Raw genomic sequence first — 20,781 nt, 5'->3', positions numbered from 1 at the left:
TCCCCCTTTTTTATGCATCCATATTAACTTTTACTCTTAGCGCTCTCAAACCGCTTACTCCTTGCAGGTCTTCCAGGTCCAGCATTTCTACGTCTGGCAGCAGAATGTTCTTATTCTGCAGAAAGTTGATGTACTTCAGGTATTCTTCCATCTCCTTCGCATAAGCATATACGATCGCAATGGTACCCGGTTGGGTAAGACGTTTGCCCGTCTGGCGGATGTGCACCTTGTCAATCCTTTTCTTCAGTATTTCATAGCGGATGTTGTAAGCCCCTTCTACATCGAAGCGGCGCTCATCCTGCCGGAAGCTGATGTCGATTGGGTTGCTGTGGGCCAGTACCAGCTGGGTAGTTTGCAGTGGCACCTTCAGTGATGGCACCAACTTGTGGGTGAGTCTTGCAATGTCTGCCATAGACTGTATCTGCCACAGGCGCAGGTTACGCAGGTAGAGCAGGTCGAACTTGCGGGTTTGCGCAATGGCCTGTCCTATATAAATATTGTACTCTACCCCATCCGTACGGTACTTCTCAAAGTAGCAGGGGAAGGAGTGTTGTATATTTTCTTTCTCTTTATCCAGGTACTGGTTCAGTTCAGCATTGATCATGGCCAGGCTATCTTCATAATCCTGGCGGTGATGCTGAATGTGACCTTCTGTCTGGTCTACCAGGGAGAAGTAGCGTTCCAGTGCCGGCTGCAGTTCAGGATGACTTTCGTGCAGGTGACGGAACAATGGGCCAATTTCATCGTCCAGGTAGTTATTGGTACGCAACTCATCTTCTGAGAGCATGCCGCTGGTCACACCGGTGATGAGCTCATCGTTCTTAAACTTCAGCTCTTCCAGCAATGGCAGGTAGATAGTATTGCCAATGAGGTCCAGGGTTTCCCGGATCAGGAGCAGCTGTTCGCGGAGGTCTTCGTGAATCGCATTGCTACGTTCGGTAGAAGAGTTCCGGATGTCGACAGCGCCATATAATGGATAGACATCTTCGAATGCAATATTGCCAATGTCTTTTCTTTTTGCTTTTGGGGTGTGCAGGTAGTGCCATGCAGCATCGATGAACTTCCATTCCACAGCAGGTTGCAGGGCGGTGAACTGCTCCTTGATGACCTGGGTGATGCGATTGCTCGTGATATCAGCTCCCCTGTTCAGCAACATCACTAACAGCGGGTATGCCGGCATGGCCTGCGCCAGGGTTTCGGCAGTGATCTTGTTAGGAGTGCCGGAGGCCAGCTCCACGATACCAAGCAGGGTATCTTCATGCCATATTGGTACCAGCACAAAGCTATTGATACCTTTCAATGGCAGGTAGCGCAGAAATGGATATGCATAAAGGGAGCTCTCTGTTACCACAGGCAGCATAAGCGGCGTTTTGTTCTGACCCAGGTACTGGATCAGTTGCTGAAACAGCTGTTGCTGCTGTTTTTCGCTACCTGTTACACCGAGGGTCACCCCACTTTCACATTGTTCACATTCCAGCACATAACGACCATTTATCTTCGGTATGGGTACGATGTGCACACTTAGATCGGTATCCCCCATCAGTGCCTGCACTTCTTCTTCCATACGGCGGTAAGTACGTCTTTCGTTGCCCTCGTGCATGTTCAGGATCAGGTTCTTCATTACATTCTGCACCTCGTCTTTAGTTACATCCTGTAATGTCCAGATCACAAACCCTTCCAGGGAAAAGTTATCCAGTGGAAGAATTTCCTTCATGCCTTCGGGGCTGAACTTTTTCATACATACGGTATCGTATGTCAGCGGAGGCAGCTCACCTTTTACTTTTACTTCTACGAAACGGGGATCCACATTTACTTTCACATATCTCTTGCCGCCATTGCTGTCAGGCATATTGATATGGTGGATGATCTCGTTCTGGTAAGTAACAGGGAAACCGTACGCTTTCTCCAGGATCAGCTTGTACAGCCACTCCAATTTATCCTTCTTCACCTTTTCTGCCGAAATGCCCTTTGGGACTTCCATCATTGTGTCACCGTTCCCGGTGAAAATGTGCTTGAAGAGGTCGGAGTAATAAAATATAGCGAACTTCTGGGGGACACCTATACCATAGATATCCTTGTCCATATCAGAAGTGATTGGAAAAATAGTAGCGATAATGAGGTCGATATACTCCTGGTAAGCCGACAGGTCGTCTGCACCGGCTATGGGGCCAAGTAGCGCGGGGTTATTCTCAAAGCGTTCGGCGATCTTTTGATAATACGCCGCCCGGCTATCTGATTTACTGGCCGCTTTTTCCTTCAGAAACTTTACGTAGGGTGCGAAGGAAATATGGGATTCTATCAGTGCCTCATCCTTTAATTGTTCCGGACTGGCAGTTAAAACTTTCATAATCTAAAATATGTAAAAATGACTCATCTAGTTATATGACGAATGAACAAATAAATAATTGTGTAGTTACATCTGGTGAATTACAGTGTGCAGGATTAAGCGGGAGGGTAGCGGTTGATTATTAAATGCAAATTTAATGCAAAACTGCAATTCCCGCCATAAAAAGTTATAGGTCTGCCAATCCGGCAGACCTATAAATATATTCTAATCTGTAAATTATTCTGATTATAACTCGATCTGATTTTTTAGCAGGTCTTCGAAAGTATCTCTCCTGCGAATGAGATGGGTTTTACCATCTTTTACCAGCACTTCGGCAGGTTTGAAACGGGAGTTGAAGTTGGAAGACATTTCAAAACCATAAGCACCCGCGTTATAGAATACCAGCAGATCGCCTTCTTTTACTTCGTTCAGTTTACGATCCCAGCCAAAGGTATCAGTTTCACAGATGTTACCTACAATGGTATAGATCCGTTCGGTACCTTTTGGATTAGAGATATTTTTGATCAGGTGGAAGGCGTCGTAGAACATAGGACGGATCAGGTGGTTAAAGCCTGAGTTTACGCCTACGAACACGGTAGCGGTGGTTTGTTTGATCACGTTTGCCTTTACCACGAAGTAACCGCTCTGGCTCACCAGGAATTTACCCGGTTCGAACCATACCTGTAATGGGCGGTTGTATGTTTTAGTGAACTTGTTGAAAGCATCGGAGAGCTTTTTGCCCAGCAACTGGATGTCGGTTTCCGGGTCGCCCTGCTGGTAAGCTACTTTGAAGCCGCTACCCAGGTCGATGAATTCCAGGTCTGGGAAGTTCACGGCCAGTTCGAACATGATGTCTACCCCACGGAGAAACACATCTACATCCTTGATTTCGGAGCCGGTATGCATGTGCAGGCCGGTTACTCTCAGTTTGGTACTCTTTACGATGCGCTCAATATGGCGGATCTGGTGGATGGAGATACCGAACTTACTATCTACGTGACCGGTGGAGATCTTGTAGTTACCGCCGGCCATAATGTGTGGGTTCAGGCGGATGCAGATCGGGTAAGAATCTCCAAAACGGTTACCAAATTGCTCCAGGATAGAGATATTGTCGATATTGATGTTTACGCCCAGGTCTTTGGCAGCTACGATTTCGTCGAGGTCTACACAGTTAGGGGTAAAGATGATGTTTTTGGGATCAAATCCTGCTCTGAGGCCGAGTTGGACTTCGTTGATAGACACGGTGTCCAGACCGCAACCCAGGGAGTTGATGTATTTCAGGATGTTGATGTTGGTGAGCGCCTTACAGGCGTAAAAAAAGCGTGCGTCCGTCTTTTGGAAGGCGTCCTTTAACTTTTCGTACTGGATGGCAATCTTTTCTGCGTGGTATATATATACCGGAGTTCCAAATTCTTCCGCCACTTTCACGAGGAAGTCGGTGGAGAGAACGTCGCTTTGCTTAGGCATTTATTGAAAGATAATTTTAGAGGATGCGAATTTACTAAGCAAATTTGAAAGTTTATGCGAAAATCCCGATTCCGCCCTTGGCAGCATCGGGATTTTTGCTGAAGCGGGCTTGCGGCCAGCCAGAAATTTAGCCTGATTATTCCTCTTCGTCACCAGTCATGAACCCATCCAGATCCCTTCTTTCCTTTTTAGTAGGGCGGCCTATTTTGCTTGGGCGCTTACCGGTATGGAAGCTTGCTGCAATCCTTTGGTTCATTTGCTGATCCTCTTCAGGAGTCAGATCGACATAGTGCTTGATTGCTTCGGAGTATTGTACCCTGTTAGCTATTAAGCTCACTACCTCAATGACCCATTTCCGGGATTCTGCCCTGATTTCGTACTTATCCCCGATGCCCACTGCACGTGCAGCTTTTACGGAGTTTCCATTCATCTTCACTTTCCCGCCTTCACAGGCCGCGGAGGCCTGTGAGCGGGTTTTAAATATCCTGATCGCCCAGAGATACTTGTCCAGGCGCAGTTTCTCTGTATTCTGCATAATTATTTCTTATTCATTTCCGCAAAGAACTTGTGGAAATAAGGAATGGTTTCAATTCCTTTATAATAGTTAGCCAGACCATACTTCTCATTTGGAGAGTGCAGGTTGTCGCTATCTAATCCAAAGCCCATCAGGATGGTCTTCAGTCCCAGTTCTTTTTCAAACAGTGCTACGATAGGAATACTACCACCACCGCGTACGGGAATTGGAGATTTACCAAAAGTTGTCTTGATCGCTTCGCTTGCAGCCTTGAATGCCACATGGTCAGTAGGAGTTACATAAGGGCTGCCGCCATGGTGAGCAGTTACTTTTACTTTTACTGACTTAGGCGCAATTTTCTCAAAGTGTGCCTTGAACAGGTCAGAGATCTGGATCCAGTCCTGGTTAGGTACCAGGCGCATAGAGATCTTGGCATGGGCTTTTGAAGGCAGTACGGTTTTGGAACCTTCGCCGATATAGCCGCCCCAGATACCGTTTACCTCCAGGGTAGGGCGGATACCGGTACGCTCAATAGAAGTATAGCCTTTTTCACCCCAAAGTTCATCTACACCCAGGTCTTTTTTATACTCAGCTTCGTCGAACGGGGCTGCATTCAGGGCAGCTCTCTCTTCCTTGCTCAGTTCCTGTACATTATCATAGAAACCGGGGATGGTGACGTGGTTATTTTCATCGTGCAGGGAAGCAATCATCTGGCAGAGGATGGTAGCAGGGTTGGCTACTGCGCCACCATATACACCACTATGCAGATCACGGTTAGGGCCGGTTACCTCTACCTCCATATAAGACAGACCGCGCAGGCCGGTATCCAGGCTAGGGTTTTCCAGGCTCAGCATAGAGGTATCAGAAATGAGTACCACGTCTGCTTTCAGCCTCGCCTTATTTTCCTTAACAAAGATGCCCAGATTTGCTGAGCCAACTTCCTCCTCCCCTTCAATCATGAACTTAATATTACAGGGCACGGAGTTCGTATTCATCATGGTTTCGAAAGCCTTCACGTGCATGTAGAACTGACCTTTGTCGTCCGCAGAACCGCGGGCATAGATCTTTTCGTCTTTGATCACGGGTTCGAACGGACCGCTATCCCACAGTTCCAGGGGATCAGCAGGCTGCACATCGTAGTGACCATATACTAATACAGTCGGGAGTGCCGCATCTATTATCTTTTCTCCATATACGATCGGGTGGCCGGCAGTAGGGCAAACCTCTACATTGTCAGCACCTGCTTCAACCAGGCGTTGCTTTACAGCTTCGGCGCAGGCAGCTACATCTTTGTTAAAACGGGAGTCTGCGCTAACGGAAGGAATGCGCAACAAGGCCAGCAATTCTTCCAGGAAACGTTCTTTATTCTTTGTCTGATAGTCTTTCCAAACTTGCATATTCCACTAAGTTTTTCTTTTGAAAGCTGCAATTTAAGGGAAAGTCTAAATATAGGCGCCCAGAAAAATCGAATTTCATTAACATGGCATTAACAGAATTGTCCGTCTTTCTATCGAAATTTAAAGGGTATTGGGGACATGATACCTTGCGCACATTTGGAAGACTAACTAACTGCAAAATAACCTAATTCATATGATTACGAGCGAGGATACCGCTATGTTATCCGCCCTAAAGAAGGATAATAACATGGAGGCCTATCAATACTTCTTTATGAAATATTACAAACCCCTCTGCCTCAAAGCCAGTACAATGTTGGGAAGTATGGACGAGGCGAGGGAGCTGGTGCAAAAGATATTTATAGAAGTATGGAAGACCCGGCAATATCAGCAGATAGAACATGCCCCGGGGGGCTTCTTCTATCAACTCATTGACGCCAGATGCCGTCAGTTGCAGGAAAAAGCTGCCGCGCAGCAGTACAAGGCACCCTGCCCACCCTGTGAAACGGGACCGGCACTGGTACCAACGTCGATTTCAACATCACTGATCATGGCTATTGAAAGATAACCCGGCTATGACGCAAAATATCAAACCGAGACTCAACTTAATTATTATCTTAAAAACCCTCGTAACCACTACTATAAAAAAATGAAATACGACCAAGAGTACATTTACAGTTTACTACTGCGTAAGCAACTTGGCGATTTAACTGAAGTGGAGGATAAGTTGCTGCAAAAGGAAATGCACAACAATGAAAATGTGCGTCGGTGCTGGCAGGAATATGAAGAGGCCATATTGTATACAGACAGTGCTTTCCTGGACGATCTCCGGGTTGAATCCGACTGGCTGAAAGTAAAAGCCATTCTGGAACCAACACCCGTACACCTCAGGGTATTAAAATTCCTGAAAAAAGTACGGGTAGCGGCAGCTATTGTTTTTGCCATCAGCGCCATGGCAGGAGCTTATTTCCTTTTGCCGGTCAAACAGCAGACACCTCATCAAACAGCCAACCATAACCGCATTGTATTGCCACAAATGGCAGGTGTACCTATATTCCCGGTACCAGTGTCTGCACCTTCGGTGGCAGCAACAGCCGTGACTACAGATTCTGCTGTGAAAGTAACCGGCGATTCAGGAACGATCGCTATCAATACCATCCACCCGGATACCATCTACCAAAGCAAATCGCTGGAATGGAATACACTTACGGTGCCCCCCATGCAGGATTATCATATTGAACTGGCAGATGGTACAGAAGTACATCTCAATGCCAGTTCAACGCTCCGTTTCCCATTCATCTTCCCCGGCAGAACCCGGGAAGTATACCTGGAAGGAGAAGCTTACTTTACAGTAGCACACAATCCTGAAAGACCGTTTATTGTACACACAGGAATCACCTCCGTGATAGCACTAGGTACAGCTTTCAACGTCAATTCTTATGATAACAATACAGTTACTACCTCTCTGGTACAAGGTACTGTGGTGACAGATGTAGGGGATAGTCTTGATGTGACGCTCAAACCCGGATTTGAGGCTATTTATCATCCCGGTGAGCGGTTCAAGGTAAAACGTTTCGACGAAACGGTGACGCTTGGTTGGCGGGAAGGCGTTTATCGCTTCCGCAACAGGCCATTGGAAGAACTGAGACCTGTACTACAACGCTGGTTTGGACTCAAACTGGACTTTTCAGCAGCTCCTTCACTTCAAAATACACACTTCTCAGGCAGCCTTGAAAAAGATAAAAAGGTCGAAGACTTTCTTGACGAGATCTGTAAACAACTAAAGGCGGACTATCAGATATACGACAACACGATTCACTTCATGATTAAGAAATAAGCTTTTGACGGAGCAGGAACTCCAGCTTCTCATTTACATCCAGCAGTTTTGCTGTCAATTCCTTGTTCTCTTTACGCAAGGCATAGACTTCGAATGCCTTTTCAATGTTGTGACGGAGATCCTCGTCATTCCAGGGCTTAGAAAAATATTTATACACCTGACCTTTGTTGATGGCATCAATAACCGCATTGATGTCGGCATAACCTGTCAGTAAAATCCGGATAGGCTCAGGATACCTGTCAAGGATAGATTCAAAAAATTCAATCCCCGTCATCCTGGGCATCCGCTGATCTGAAATGATGATGTGGACTTCTTCCTTTTCCAGCACTTTTTCTGCTTCCTCTGCCGAACTTGCCGTAAACACCGTGTAAAGCCTACGGAAAGATGCTTTGAACGCATTTAAGTTGTGGATCTCATCATCTATATACAGAATATGGATGTGTTGCTCACTCATTGATGTAGACTTAAATACAATTTAAATTAACAATAGCGGCGTTACAAACGAATGAAAGAAATCACAATAAGCAAATACTACCAAAATTATAGAGAAACTACATTCGCTGACTGCTTTTTTCACCAATGCCTATATCTTTCTTGTGAAAGCAAAATAAACTCCTTTTATCGTTCCTGCGATCATTGTTCAGTGGGTTGGTTAACAGGCTTTAGCATAATAACTCCTTGTACTTTGCATAATTTCTTGTAGGTTTGGATAAGCCTGTTATAACTCACTATACTAATTTACAGAAAATCAGGGCAATATAAACAGGCATTAACATTGTTATCATTGTTTATGCTTACAATAAATAAGCAACTTAACTAAATAAATCTTAGCACAAATGAAAAAGAGCACGCTCACACTGATCATTATTCTTGTCGTAGTATTAATCTTTGGAGGCTGTGGTGTATCCAAATACAATGGCATCGTACGCCAGGATCAGGCAGTAAAAAGCAAGTGGAGCAATGTAGAAGCACAGTATCAGCGCAGGGCTGATCTGATTCCAAATCTGGTAGCCACTGTAAAAGGTGCAGCCAACTTTGAGAAAGAAACCCTGACCCAGGTAATGGAAGCAAGAGCCAAAGCTACCCAGATCACCATCAAAGGTGAAGATCTGACTCCTGAAAAAGTACAACAGTACCAGGCAGCGCAAGGGCAGCTGAGTACTGCACTGGGCAGACTGCTGGCTGTATCTGAAGCCTATCCTGAACTGAAAGCTAACCAGAACTTCCGTGACCTGCAGGCACAACTGGAAGGCACTGAGAACCGCATTACAGTAGCACGTAATGACTTTACCACTGCTGTGGAAAGCTTTAACAGCACTGTCAGCACTTTCCCTAACAATATCGTAGCCGGTTTCGGTGGCTTCAAAGCCAAAGAATACTATATGGCCGACAAGGGTTCTGAAAACGCTCCTAAGGTGCAGTTCTAATTTCAAATAGCCTATCCATATATGCGTTTATTCCCAAAAAAAGAACTGCTTACCGAAGCAGAAAAACAGCAACTGGTACAAGCCATCCGTAATGCGGAAAGAATGACCAGCGGAGAAATCCGGGTATTTGTCGAAAGCCGTTGCAAATTTGTAGATCCCATAGACAGGGCACAGGAGATCTTCGTTCAACTGGGCCTGGAGAAAACAAGATTGCGCAACGCAGTGCTCCTTTACTTTGCACTGAAAGACAGACAATATGCCATCGCAGGGGATAAAGGCATTCATGAAAAAGTAGGCCAGGATTTCTGGAAAGAGAAAGCACAAAGTATGCTGACATTTTTTGCCAACGACCAGGTGGTAAAAGGTATTGAAACCTGCATCGGAGAAATAGGGCAGGCACTGTGCATACACTTTCCTCACGAAGGAGATGACATTAACGAATTACCGGATGATATTGTAGTAGGCAGATGAGGTCAATAAAAATAATTAAGATGAGGCAAGTATACTGCCTGCTGTTAGGGTTCTTTTTAGCCATAGGCATGGTGCAGGCACAGGAATTAAAAATTCCGCCCCGCCCCAATCCCCCCCGGCTGGTGAATGACCTGGCAGGCGTGCTGCAAAGCGACCAGGTGGCCGCACTGGAAAACAAACTGTTAGAATACAACGATACTACTTCTACACAGGTTGCCATTGTGACCATACCTTCTACCAATGGAAGGGACATTGCCGAAGTAGGTCTGGCTATACTCCGTGACTGGGGTATCGGTACCAAAGAGAAAAACAATGGTATCCTGATACTGGCAGCCATCAGCGATAGAAAGATCCGTATCGAAGTCGGCACAGGTATGGAAGGCGTAGTACCAGATGCTATTGCCAACCGTATTATCGATGAGAACATCAAACCCAACTTCAAAAACGGGGATTATTACCAGGGTTTTAATGAAGCAATAGACAGGATCGTTGAAGCGTCGAAAGGAGAATACAAAGGCACCCCAAACAGGCGAAAAGACGACGGCAATGCACCAGGACTGGTCATACTGCTTATCATTATTGTAGTGATCATTTCGATTCTGCGCAACCGTGGTGGCGGTGGTGGTACTACTTTCAGTCGTCGTGGCTGGACCGGATGGATTGGCCCTGGTGCCTTTGGCGGCGGCAGCCGTGGAGGTAGCTGGGGTGGCGGCGGAGGAGGAGGCGGCTTTGGCGGTTTCGGTGGAGGCTCCGGTAGCGGAGGTGGTGCCAGTGGTAGCTGGTAAAATAATTGAAAAAGGGATTACAACATCGTAATCCCTTTTTTATTCTTCATCTAGCGGGAACCATACATTCACTCTCGTGCCTGATGGTAAATCTTCTATATCAAAGGTCATATCCAGGTTAAATCGTTTGTTGTACAAAGCCAGCCTGTCACGCGTAATCTGTATACCCCTGGAGTGATGTTCATCGCCTGTTTGTTGTTTCAACGCTGCCGACCGTTCCCGGCCTATGCCGTTATCTTCTATTGTACAAAGTACACGATCTATTTGCTTAGTGAAAATGATTGTTAGCTGCCCTCTTTCTTTTTTGTGTAGTAACCCATGCCAGATAGCATTCTCCACAAAGGGTTGTAAGATCATAGTAGGGATGTCTGTAAAGTCAGGATCCAGCTCTTCATCTACACGGATATCACAATCAAATTGATCTGCAAAGCGTAGTTTTTCCAGCTCCATATAGTTTTCCAGCATCCTGATTTCTTTGGAAATGGTAATGCTATTCAGCTGTGAACTATCCAGCACATTCCTGATCAACCTTGCAAAACGACTCAGGTAAGCAAGCGCCTGCTCCGTTTCACTCTTCATCATAAATGTCTGAATAGAGTTCAGGGCATTGAAGATAAAGTGCGGATTCATTTGTGCCCGGAGCGCTTTCATTTCCAGCTGGGCAATCTGCTGCTCTATTTCTGTACGCCGGCGGGCTTCTCTTTTGATCAGGTAAATTCTTATCCTGAAATAAGTATAGACGATGGCCACTACCAACAGCAAACCGAGTATGCGAAACCAGGTTGTTTGCCAGAAGGCAGGCAGAATATTAAAATACAAAGTGGTTACACCGGATGAGAAAGTACCGGCGGTATTCATACTCCTTACCCTGAATACATAGCGCCCCGGCGGCAGATTGGTATACCTGGCTACCAACACTCCATTGGCCTGCACCCAGTCTTCATCTACTCCATCCAGCTGGTAAAAATAGCGGATGGCTTCATGGTGGTATTGCAGGCTTTTGAACTCAATGTTGATAAAGTTCTGGCGATGGTTCAGTGCCAGCGGTGCATTTTTATCATACAGGGTATTCAGCTGTATACTACTGTCTATGGCCCTGAAGCTGATAATCGTAACATTGGGTGGTGGGGGCGCTACTTTCAATGCCGCTGTATCTAATACCACAAAGTGATCGGAGGCGCCCACCATCAGCCGGCCATCTGCCAGCCGTACTATCCGTCTTCTCACCTTCCGGTTGTTGTCAATGATCTCACCCGCCTGTACAAAGGTTTCCAGTCCGAAATTCCTCCTGTTAAAACGATAAAAACCATATGGTGTAGTAAACCACAATCCCTTGCTGCCAGCCGGCAACATGCTCAGTACCCACTCGTCAAAAAGAGCACCGTTGATCAATAACGGATAGGCTGTATGTCGCTGAATATTGTATACCCAAAGGCCATGTTCTGTACCTGCTACCAGGGTCGTATCGTCCAACAATTCAAGACAGGTGATATTGCTGACAGATAAATGTGCATAAGGAAACAGCTCCCGCAACACTATCTTTTGGGTGATATGGTTATACCGGATCAAACCAGCATCACTGGTAGCCAGCCATAATATGCTGTCTCCCTGCCTGGCTATGTCCATCACCGTGATGGGGTGCCTGATTTTGTTCAGCAGGTTCTTACTGGCTATAAACGTATCTTTTGCGGGATTCCAGCGTACCAGTCCTTTTTTATACAAGCCAATCCAAACGGTGGTATCGTTCTCCGGCAGTATGGTCATGAGTGTCTGATCATCAAATAGCGCTTTATGTTTGTGGGTAACAAAGGAGCCCTGTTTAGGATCAAATACTGACAACCAGCCATTCTCCTGCCCTACCAGCACTTTACCGTCTGGCATCTGTGCAAAACTCCATACCAGTCCCCGTTCTTCAGGTACTTCCTTTAAGAATTGTTTCTTTAACTGCAGGTTGGGTGAAATCCAACTAAAGCCTTTGCCCCAGTAGCCAGCATAAATATTCCCTTTATTATCCTGGAAAAGATCGGTCACTTCTGCACGCGGAAGTTTGGCATTGGGGTCACGCTGATCCATAATGTGAAACGACTGGTCAGGAGGATTCAGGATATTCAGTCCCCTGTCTGTACCTATCCATAGCCGGCCATCTCTGTCATTCAGGAAACAGTTGACTTCAAAGTCGTAGTGGAATCTTTTATCGTCTTCGTTATTTGCACGGATGTTGAGGTGGAAGTCGTTGGCTTTCTCATCGTAGCGGTAAATGCCGCCCAGTTCTGTTGCTACCCAGATCTGTTTGTCTTTGTCTTCGGTAATATCAGTAACCATATTGCCCTCGGGGGGCTTATTAATCCGGAACGGCCAGCCTTGCAGCTGGTTTTGTGCGGGTATATAGCAGTACAGGGTGTCGCCCTGCCTACCTGCGACCCATAGTCGTTCATGGCTATCAATGAAAAACTGCTTGACGCTGCTCTGTATATTCAGCAGGGGAATTTGTAAGGGGTTATTACCCCTGCCATAGAGGTGCCTGCGGTCAGCACTGAGCATGTAGATGCTTTGCTTACCGCTGATCCAGAGGTTACCAGCCCTGTCTTCGGTGATGGCGCTGTACATTTCTGTTCTTTGCGCTTCAGGTACTTCTTTGGGAATAACAAAGGTGGCGGATTGCTCATCATAGCGATATAATCCCTCCTGGGTGGTAACCCAGATCACGCCTGCATGATCCTGTATGATATGGCTACAATATACATTGCCGGTGCCTGCAGGGAGCATATCCATTTTCAGGACCTTTACTTTGGAGGTGGCAGGATCATAAAGACGGATATTGTCCGGCGCCCCCATCCAGATTCTTCCCTTCTTATCTTCACAAAGACAAATATCGTCGTAGTAAATAGAACCCGGCACCTTGTCGAAGCTGGCAATAGTAATCAGGTTACTGCCATCATAACGCTGCAGGGCCGTGCTGGCAATCCAGATAAATCCCTTTCGATCCTGTAAGACAGCAGATACATGATTACTGGCCAGTCCATCGCTGAGATCCAGGTGGCGAAATGAATATGAAAGTGTTGACTCCTGTGCATACGCAGAGAAGCTATATATTGCAAGCAGCCAATATATAAAAGCAACAAGACGATACTTCACTTTCATGAGAGTGGGAAAAACTAAAAATAGTCAATATTACTGAACACCCACTGCCAGCTTATACTTTTCCTCATCAAAGGCTTTTTCACTCTTTGCCATCACAATAGTAGCTACACCATTACCGATCAGGTTTGTAATCGCCCTGGCTTCGCTCATAAAGCGGTCTACCCCTATCAGCAGGGCGAGCCCTCCCACAGGGATCACTTTGATCACAGCCAGTGTGGAGGCAAGTACAATAAATCCGCTACCAGTTACGCCCGCAGCGCCTTTGGAGGTAATCATCAGGATACCAATAATGGTTAATTCCTGCCAGATGGTGAGGTCTACTTGCGCCGCCTGGGCCAGGAAGATCATAGACATACTCAGGTAGATACTCGTCCCATCCAGGTTAAAGGAATAACCTGCGGGGATAACAAGGCCTACTACCTCTTTATGGCAACCCATTTTCTCCAGTTTCTCCATGATACCTGGTAATGCAGATTCGGAACTGGAGGTACCCAGTACAATGAGCAATTCATTGCTGATAAATTTGAGGTATTTCCACAGGCTGAATTTGTACAGATAAGCGATTATGCCCAGTACGACGAAGATGAACAGGAACATGGTCAGGTATACACAGAGCATGAGTGAGATCATGGGGTGCAGCGCTTTGAGGCCGAACTTACCGATGGTAAAAGCCATGCCCCCGAAGGCGCCAATAGGCGCCAGCTTCATGATAAATTTGAGGACATTGAAAAAGACTTCAGAGATGCGCTCGAAGGTGTTCAGCAGGCCATCTCCCCTTCCATTCAGTTTTGTAATACCGTACCCAAAGAGAATAGCAAATACCAGTACCTGGATGATTTCTCCTTTGGCAAAGGCTTCTACGGCGTTGGAAGGAACGATATGAAGCAGGAATTCTGTCCAGCTAAAGCCGGCAGCATCCTGCTGAATTTTATGTGCTTTTTCAATGTCAGCACCCGAGACACTGGAAAAGTCGATGCCCTTGCCAGGCTTTAAATAGTTAGCAACGACGAGACCGATGGAGATGGCAAGGGTAGTAACGATCTCAAAGTAGAGTAATGCCTTGCCGCCTACCTTACCTACCTTCTTCATATCCCCCATCCTGGCAATGCCCAGTACAATGGTGAGGAAAATGATGGGCGCAATCAGCATTTTAATGAGGTTGATAAAAATAGTGCTGATCAACTCTCCTGTAGGAGCAATTTGGGGATAGTAGTGGCCGACGAGAATACCGATAATGATGGCGACGATAACCTGGAAATATAAGTGGCGCGTTATTTTACTCATTCCATCAAGATAATAAAAAAAAGCTTCTGCATATTGCAGAAGCTTTTTTTATATGATGAGCAGTTATCATTATGCTTTTACAGCAGCAATACCAGGCAGGGTCTTTCCTTCGAAGAACTCCAGCATAGCGCCACCACCGGTAGATACATAGCTTACTTTCTCAGCCAGGCCAAACTGGTTCACAGCAGCAACGGAGTCACCACCACCTACCAGGGAGAATGCACCCTTTGCTGTAGCCAGTACAATGGCATCAGCTACAGATTTGGTACCATTCTGGAAAGCCTGCATTTCGAACACGCCCATAGGCCCATTCCACAGGATGGTTTTGGACTGTTGGATAGTTTCGCTAAAAATAGCTACGGATTTAGGTCCGATGTCCAGACCCATCCAACCAGCTGGGATGTTGTCATTGCTAACGATCTGGGTGTTGGCATCAGCTGCAAATTTATCAGCAGCAATAGAGTCAACAGGCAGGATCAGCTGTACACCTTTCGCCTTAGCTTTAGCAAGCAGTTCCAGCGCCAGGTCCAGTTTCTCGTTTTCGCAGAGAGAGCTACCGATTTCTTTACCCTGTGCTTTCAGGAAAGTATAAGCCATACCACCACCAATGATGATGTTGTTCGCTTTTTCCATCAGGTTTTCGATAATCAGGATTTTGTCGCTCACCTTAGCACCACCCAGGATAGCTGTGAAAGGTTGTGCAGCGCCGTGCAGTACTTTTTCTGCGTTGCTTACTTCAGCTTCCATCAGCAGCCCAAACATACGTTTGTCTGTAGGATAGAACTCAGCAATCACAGCTGTAGAAGCGTGTGCACGGTGAGCAGTACCGAATGCATCGTTTACATATACGTCACCCAGTTTAGACAGTTTTTCTGCGAAGCCTTTGTCACCTTTTTCTTCTTCTTTGTAGAAGCGCAGGTTTTCCAGCAGCAGTACTTCGCCTGGTTGCAGGGCTGCAGCAGCTTTTTCAGCTACTTCGCCAATACAATCGGTAGCGAACTTAACGGTCACTCCATCCAGCAATTTGATCAGGTGGTTAACCAGGTGTTTCAGGGAATATTTATCGGTAGGACCATCTTTTGGACGACCCAGGTGAGACATCAGGATTACGCTACCGCCATCAGCAAGTATCTTTTTGATGGTAGGTACAGCAGCGGTCATACGGGTATCATCGGTGATCTGGAATTGATCGTTCAGTGGCACGTTAAAGTCAACGCGCACTACTGCTTTATGACCTTTAAAGTTGAAATCGGAAAATTTACTCATTGGTTCTGGTTTATCTCTCTGGTGAATAAACGATAAATGGTGAACAGTGAATGGTGGAAACAAATTTCACCATTTACCATTCACCATTTACATCTTATGATCTATAAAGCTTATTTGCTGATCAAACCGGCGAAGTACTTAACGGTACGAACCAGCTGAGACACATAGCTCATTTCGTTGTCATACCATGATACAGTCTTAACCAGTTGTTTGTCGCCTACAGCAACGATCTTAGTCTGAGTAGCATCGAACAGGGAACCGAAGTGGATACCAATGATGTCGCTGCTCACGATTTCGTCTGTAGTATAACCGAATGATTCGTTAGAAGCAGCTTTCATAGCAGCGTTGATTTCATCAACGGAAGTCTTCTTCTTCAGAACGGTAGTCAGTTCAGTCAGGGAACCAGTGATGGTTGGAACACGCTGAGCGTTACCATCCAGTTTACCTTTCAGGCTAGGCAGTACCAGGCCGATAGCTTTTGCAGCACCAGTACTGTTAGGTACGATGTTAGCAGCAGCAGCACGGGCACGACGCAGGTCACCTTTAGCGTGAGGCGCATCCAGGGTGTTCTGGTCGTTGGTGTAAGCGTGGATAGTGGTCATGACACCCAGTTCGATACCAAAGGTATCTTCCAGAACCTTAGCCATTGGAGCCAGACAGTTAGTAGTACATGAAGCGCAGGAAATGATAGTTTCGCTACCATCCAGGATATCATGGTTTACGTTGAATACTACAGTCTTCAGGTCACCAGTTGCAGGAGCAGAGATAACAACTCTCTTAGCACCAGCCTTGATGTGAGCTTCAGCTTTGTCTTTATCAGCGAAGAAACCGGTTGATTCGATAACTACGTCAACACCGTGGTTACCCCAAGGAATTTGAGAAGGATCTTTTTGAGCGTAAATTTTCACCTCATTTCCGTCAACGGAGATAGCGTTATCGGAGTGCTTCACATCAGCATCGAAACGACCCTGAGCTGAATCGTATTTCAGCAGGTGAGCTAAAACTGCGGGACTTGTAAGGTCATTAATAGCTACCACGTCTATACCTGGCATTTTGTAGATCTGACGGTATACTAAACGGCCAATACGACCGAAACCATTAATACCGATTTTAAGATTAGTTCCCATTTTACACTGAGTTTGTTGAGATTGAAAAAAATTGATTGCGAAGTTACATGCTAGACCGGGATAAAGCAATAGAATTTTAAGTTAACGAAATTTTTTTTGGAAATATGGAAATCCCGCTTACCTTTGCAATCCTAAAATATGGAATCGCGCCATAGCTTTTAGATAAGCCGCGTTGGTCAATCGGCTAAGACGCCTCCCTTTCACGGAGGAATGACGGGTTCGACTCCCGTACGCGGTACCAGGGAAAGGTTGCTCAATCGGGCAGCCTTTTTTATTTTGTACCGCTTATGATTATACCGGCATCCCCGGCATATCCATAATTGTAGCCACACTGTTGATGGCATCATTCCTATCGCTGCTGTTTTTGCCTTGGTGAATGTGATATATTGGAGGCCTCCCCGGATCACATATTCTTCAAATACCGTGCAGCATACTTCTTGAAAAATAACTATCTTTTATGTGGCTGCAATTTCGCTCACTCTTTTCAGGAAACTAAGAGCTACGGTCTTGTTTTCGTTGATTCTGGTCATTGTTTATGGCTGTCTAATCTTTTCTGAACGGGGCAATCTGATCATTGCCATCTATTTCCTAATTTGAATACATGCACACCAGGATCACTAAATATGAGTTTAAAGCTGGCTTACCCGTGGAATTCGAAATAATTCCACTGGAAAAATTATACAGCAACCATGCTGAAATGCTGACTACCCCACACCGTACCGGTTTTTACCACATACTATGGTTCCAACAGGGCACTCCTGTACACTGGATAGATTTTGAACCCATACAAATACAGCCGGGCACGTTATTATTCTTAAACAAAGACAGGGTACAGCGGTTTGATGTGCACGCCAATGCAGGGGGATATGCCATCCTGTTCACTGGCGACTTCTTTAACAAAAACCTGAAATACCTCCATAGTAATATCCTCTTCAATGACCTGATGAAAGTGGCAATGATTCACCTTGACCACAGCAAGCCCTTCAGTGAACTCATCGCCCTTATGCAATGGGAACTCACACATTCCAAAGATGAAGGACAACCAGATATCCTGCACAACCTATTACATAATTTTCTCCTGTATGCAGAGCGGGAATACCGCCAGCAGACCTTTACAGAACTTAAGAAAAATGCCGACCTGGATTATTTATTATTATTCAGGGAAATGCTGGAAAAGCACTATCAATCAGAGAAACAGGTGCAATTCTATGCCCGGGAATTACTCGTCACCGAAAAACGGCTGAACACCGCCACCGCCAAAACCGTAGGCAAAACACCCAAAGAAATGATTGACGACCGGGTCATGCTGGAAGCCAAACGCCTGCTCGCCCATACCCAGGACACCATCAAGGAAATAGGCTATACCCTGGGCTATGATGAACCTACCAACTTCATCAAATACTTTAAAAAACACGCGGAACAAACACCCGTTGAATTCAGGGAACAATTCCTGATGGAGTAAAAGTATCATACAATATCCCGTTTCTACCTTTCCCCGCGCTGGTATAAGCAGCAACTTTGCTGTATGGAAAACAACAAACAAAAGGTCATCGACCTCCTAAACAGCCTTGAAACCGGCGATGCTACGCCAGTTGCTTATATCAATCCTGAAAATTATACCCAGCACAACCTGGACATTGCCGATGGCATTGCTGGTTTTGGTGCACTGGTACAGCACAAACCTGCTCAGGGTTTTAAAGTGAAAATTGCCCGTGCTTTCCAGGATGGCGATTATGTATTTACACATACAGATTACGATTTCTTTGGTCCTAAAATCGGGTTTGATATCTTCCGCTTTGAAGATGGCAGAATTGTAGAACACTGGGATAACCTGCAGGAACCCGTCTTCCCTACCGCTAACGGGCATACCATGATAGACGGCGCTACAGCCATTACCGACCTGGATAAGACAGCAGAGAACAAAGCATTTATTCAGGGCTTTGTAGAAAAGTTCCTGGTAGCTGGCGATGCCGCTATCATTCCTGCTTACATCAAAGCAACCGGCTACATACAGCACAATCCGCATATTGCTGATGGATTGGAAGGATTACAACAGGCATTGGCTTACTTTGCGGCGAATAAAATTGGCTTTAGCTACACTAAGGTACACAAGGTGCTGGGAGAAGGCAACTTTGTACTGGTGATCAGTGAAGGTCAGATGGCAGGTGTACACAGCACGTTCTATGATTTGTTTCGTGTAGAAGATAGAAAGATTGCAGAACACTGGGATGTGATTGAAGCGATTCCTGCTGTTGATAAATGGAAAAATCAAAATGGGAAGTTTGGTTTTAGATAAATATGTAGGCCGCCTCATGAGGCGGCTTTCCTTTTCCTAATAATCAGGTATTAATACGCTTTTCAATCATTTCAGGAGCTGGTAATTTTGGGGTGTTCGAATTTTTAACCCCAATAATTATATCATGAATTTCACTAATCTTCAGGAACAGGTGATTCACAAACCTGTTGTGCAGGAATTGTTCCTCTGGAACAAATTTTACACCAGCGCTGTGCTCAACTTCAATATGCAGGCGCAAACCCAGTCCAACTGGTGCTGGGCAGCTACTTCAAACAGCGTATCTCATTTCTACTCTTCGTTATTAAACCCCTGGTCACAGTGTAAAATCGCTTCTGCCGAACTGGGACAGACCTGCTGTACATCGCCAGTGCCAGGCCCTTGCAATGTACCGTGGTACCTGGACAAGGCGCTGACACGTACCCAAAACTTTGTCTCAATAAAAAGCGGTACTTTAACATGGGAAGAGGTAAAAGCACAGATCGATGCGGGCCTGGTAGTAGGTACCCGTATCGGCTGGTCTGGCGGTGGCGGCCATTTTATGGCCATCTATGGTGTATCAAAAATCTTCAGCACAAAGTACTTCCATATTGATGATCCTATCTATGGCAAAAGCGTACTCACCGTGAGCCAGTTTTCCAGCAATTACCAGGGCAGCGGTACATGGACACACAGTTACATCACGAAAAAACACTTTTACTTTATGTGGATCAAAGACCTGGTATTCAAACCAGAACTGCTCAAGCCCATTCCTGAAGTGCGCCCGCTCATTCGCTTACAGCGCCCTGAGCTGAAAGCAGATAAAACTGCCACTGAACTGGAACTGAGCTTTGCACACCATGCATATGTCGTAGGACTGAAAGATATCGACAAGGATATCTCCGTTCCTGAAAGACCTAGTTCCCTTCGTGTAATAGAACTGGACCAGAAGAAACCCGTGGCACTCTATGACCTCGCTACTACCGAAGAGAATCCTGAAGTACTGCAGGTAAGTACAGACAATGATTACCTGCACCGCATTGAAAGCGGGATGGAGAAAATTAAATCCAGCCTGAAAGAAAAAGAGATTGAAGGCGAAATGAGGGTATTGAAATTCCCTGCATTGAACCTCGAAGCATTGTGGTTACATACAGATGGAAAAGAAAATGACAGGTATTATTTGCTTCGTCATTTTGGTCAGGAAGATACAGTGCTGAATGAAAGCAGTTTCAAAGAACTGGTACTCAGACAGAAGGCTGCCGCAGAAAGGCAGGATGACCTGATGGGTGCTTAATGATAGTACATCGCCAGTCTGATAAGGGCTGGCGATTTTTTTGTTTATACCTCAGAATTCCCTAAACTTGCGTTACCATATCATTTTGCCTATTAAAATTAAAGACACACAATAAAAAACCTATAATCTCTTCAAGGCCCAATTCAGATACCCATTGGTCCCTTTACATTGATTTT

The 20,781-nt window shown here is 45.7% G+C and carries 17 protein-coding genes and 1 tRNA gene; 9 read left to right on the top strand and 9 right to left on the bottom strand.

Annotated features, from left to right (window positions below; genetic code table 11):
* Positions 1 to 10: 10 nt before the first annotated feature.
* From ABDW16_RS08510 to ABDW16_RS08495, 4 genes are all read right to left on the bottom strand, one after another.
* Positions 11 to 2,347, bottom strand: coding sequence for a hypothetical protein (locus tag ABDW16_RS08510; RefSeq protein ID WP_343669043.1), 2,337 nt, complete (start codon positions 2,345 to 2,347; stop codon positions 11 to 13).
* 225 nt (positions 2,348 to 2,572) lie between these two features.
* Entirely contained in the window at positions 2,573 to 3,793 is a 1,221-nt protein-coding gene (gene lysA / locus ABDW16_RS08505) for a diaminopimelate decarboxylase (RefSeq protein WP_343669041.1), read from the bottom strand.
* A 136-nt stretch (positions 3,794 to 3,929) separates the two neighbouring features.
* The gene (locus tag ABDW16_RS08500; RefSeq protein ID WP_343669040.1) at positions 3,930 to 4,328 is read right to left on the bottom strand and encodes an RNA-binding S4 domain-containing protein; all 399 of its coding nucleotides are present in this window, start codon (positions 4,326 to 4,328) and stop codon (positions 3,930 to 3,932) included.
* Between the two features lie 2 nt (positions 4,329 to 4,330).
* Complete coding sequence (locus ABDW16_RS08495; RefSeq protein WP_343669039.1) at positions 4,331 to 5,704, bottom strand: dipeptidase; 1,374 nt, start codon at positions 5,702 to 5,704, stop codon at positions 4,331 to 4,333.
* Between the two features lie 193 nt (positions 5,705 to 5,897).
* On the opposite strand from ABDW16_RS08495, the gene ABDW16_RS08490 reads away from it, so the two are divergent.
* Positions 5,898 to 6,269, top strand: coding sequence for a sigma factor (locus ABDW16_RS08490; RefSeq protein WP_343669038.1), 372 nt, complete (start codon positions 5,898 to 5,900; stop codon positions 6,267 to 6,269).
* An 81-nt stretch (positions 6,270 to 6,350) separates the two neighbouring features.
* Positions 6,351 to 7,538 (top strand): FecR domain-containing protein, encoded by a 1,188-nt coding sequence (locus ABDW16_RS08485; RefSeq protein WP_343669037.1) that lies wholly within the window; start codon positions 6,351 to 6,353, stop codon positions 7,536 to 7,538.
* On the opposite strand, the gene ABDW16_RS08480 is transcribed toward ABDW16_RS08485, so the two are convergent.
* A complete protein-coding gene (locus tag ABDW16_RS08480) occupies positions 7,528 to 7,992 on the bottom strand; it encodes a response regulator (RefSeq protein ID WP_083725978.1) in 465 nt (154 codons plus the stop codon). The genes ABDW16_RS08485 and ABDW16_RS08480 overlap by 11 nt on opposite strands.
* Positions 7,993 to 8,374: 382 nt before the next feature.
* Between ABDW16_RS08480 and ABDW16_RS08475 the strand changes: the two genes are divergently transcribed.
* The 3 genes from ABDW16_RS08475 to ABDW16_RS08465 are packed head-to-tail and all read left to right on the top strand — an operon-like array spanning position 8,375 to position 10,221.
* Entirely contained in the window at positions 8,375 to 8,965 is a 591-nt protein-coding gene (locus ABDW16_RS08475; protein ID WP_343669035.1) for a LemA family protein, read from the top strand.
* A gap of 21 nt (positions 8,966 to 8,986) precedes the next feature.
* Complete coding sequence (locus ABDW16_RS08470; protein ID WP_343669034.1) at positions 8,987 to 9,436, top strand: TPM domain-containing protein; 450 nt, start codon at positions 8,987 to 8,989, stop codon at positions 9,434 to 9,436.
* A 20-nt stretch (positions 9,437 to 9,456) separates the two neighbouring features.
* Entirely contained in the window at positions 9,457 to 10,221 is a 765-nt protein-coding gene (locus tag ABDW16_RS08465; RefSeq protein WP_343669033.1) for a TPM domain-containing protein, read from the top strand.
* A gap of 39 nt (positions 10,222 to 10,260) precedes the next feature.
* Here the strand turns inward: ABDW16_RS08465 and ABDW16_RS08460 are convergent, their stop codons facing one another.
* From ABDW16_RS08460 to gap, 4 genes are all read right to left on the bottom strand, one after another.
* Positions 10,261 to 13,362, bottom strand: coding sequence for a two-component regulator propeller domain-containing protein (locus ABDW16_RS08460; RefSeq protein ID WP_343669032.1), 3,102 nt, complete (start codon positions 13,360 to 13,362; stop codon positions 10,261 to 10,263).
* A 30-nt stretch (positions 13,363 to 13,392) separates the two neighbouring features.
* Positions 13,393 to 14,646 carry a C4-dicarboxylate transporter DctA gene (gene dctA, locus ABDW16_RS08455; protein WP_343669030.1) on the bottom strand — a complete coding sequence of 418 codons (1,254 nt, stop codon included), beginning with the start codon at positions 14,644 to 14,646 and terminating at the stop codon, positions 13,393 to 13,395.
* A 69-nt stretch (positions 14,647 to 14,715) separates the two neighbouring features.
* Positions 14,716 to 15,912 carry a phosphoglycerate kinase gene (locus tag ABDW16_RS08450; RefSeq protein WP_343669029.1) on the bottom strand — a complete coding sequence of 399 codons (1,197 nt, stop codon included), beginning with the start codon at positions 15,910 to 15,912 and terminating at the stop codon, positions 14,716 to 14,718.
* A gap of 110 nt (positions 15,913 to 16,022) precedes the next feature.
* Complete coding sequence (gene gap / locus ABDW16_RS08445; protein WP_343669028.1) at positions 16,023 to 17,039, bottom strand: type I glyceraldehyde-3-phosphate dehydrogenase; 1,017 nt, start codon at positions 17,037 to 17,039, stop codon at positions 16,023 to 16,025.
* Positions 17,040 to 17,205: 166 nt separating this feature from the next.
* Here gap and ABDW16_RS08440 point away from each other — a divergent pair.
* The 4 genes from ABDW16_RS08440 to ABDW16_RS08425 all read left to right on the top strand — a co-directional run bounded on the left by ABDW16_RS08440 (position 17,206) and on the right by ABDW16_RS08425 (position 20,605).
* Positions 17,206 to 17,280 (top strand) — tRNA-Glu (locus ABDW16_RS08440).
* A 360-nt stretch (positions 17,281 to 17,640) separates the two neighbouring features.
* A complete protein-coding gene (locus ABDW16_RS08435; protein WP_343669027.1) occupies positions 17,641 to 18,501 on the top strand; it encodes an AraC family transcriptional regulator in 861 nt (286 codons plus the stop codon).
* A gap of 63 nt (positions 18,502 to 18,564) precedes the next feature.
* A complete protein-coding gene (locus ABDW16_RS08430; protein ID WP_343669026.1) occupies positions 18,565 to 19,335 on the top strand; it encodes a nuclear transport factor 2 family protein in 771 nt (256 codons plus the stop codon).
* A gap of 124 nt (positions 19,336 to 19,459) precedes the next feature.
* On the top strand, positions 19,460 to 20,605 hold the full coding sequence (locus ABDW16_RS08425; protein WP_343669024.1) for a papain-like cysteine protease family protein: 1,146 nt from the start codon (positions 19,460 to 19,462) through the stop codon (positions 20,603 to 20,605).
* Positions 20,606 to 20,781 lie beyond the last annotated feature (176 nt).

It is taken from the genome of Chitinophaga sp. (assembly GCF_039596135.1).
Taxonomy (GTDB): domain Bacteria; phylum Bacteroidota; class Bacteroidia; order Chitinophagales; family Chitinophagaceae; genus Chitinophaga.
The sequence above is the reverse complement of the archived record's forward strand: the minus strand, read 5'-3'. Positions and strand labels throughout refer to the sequence as shown.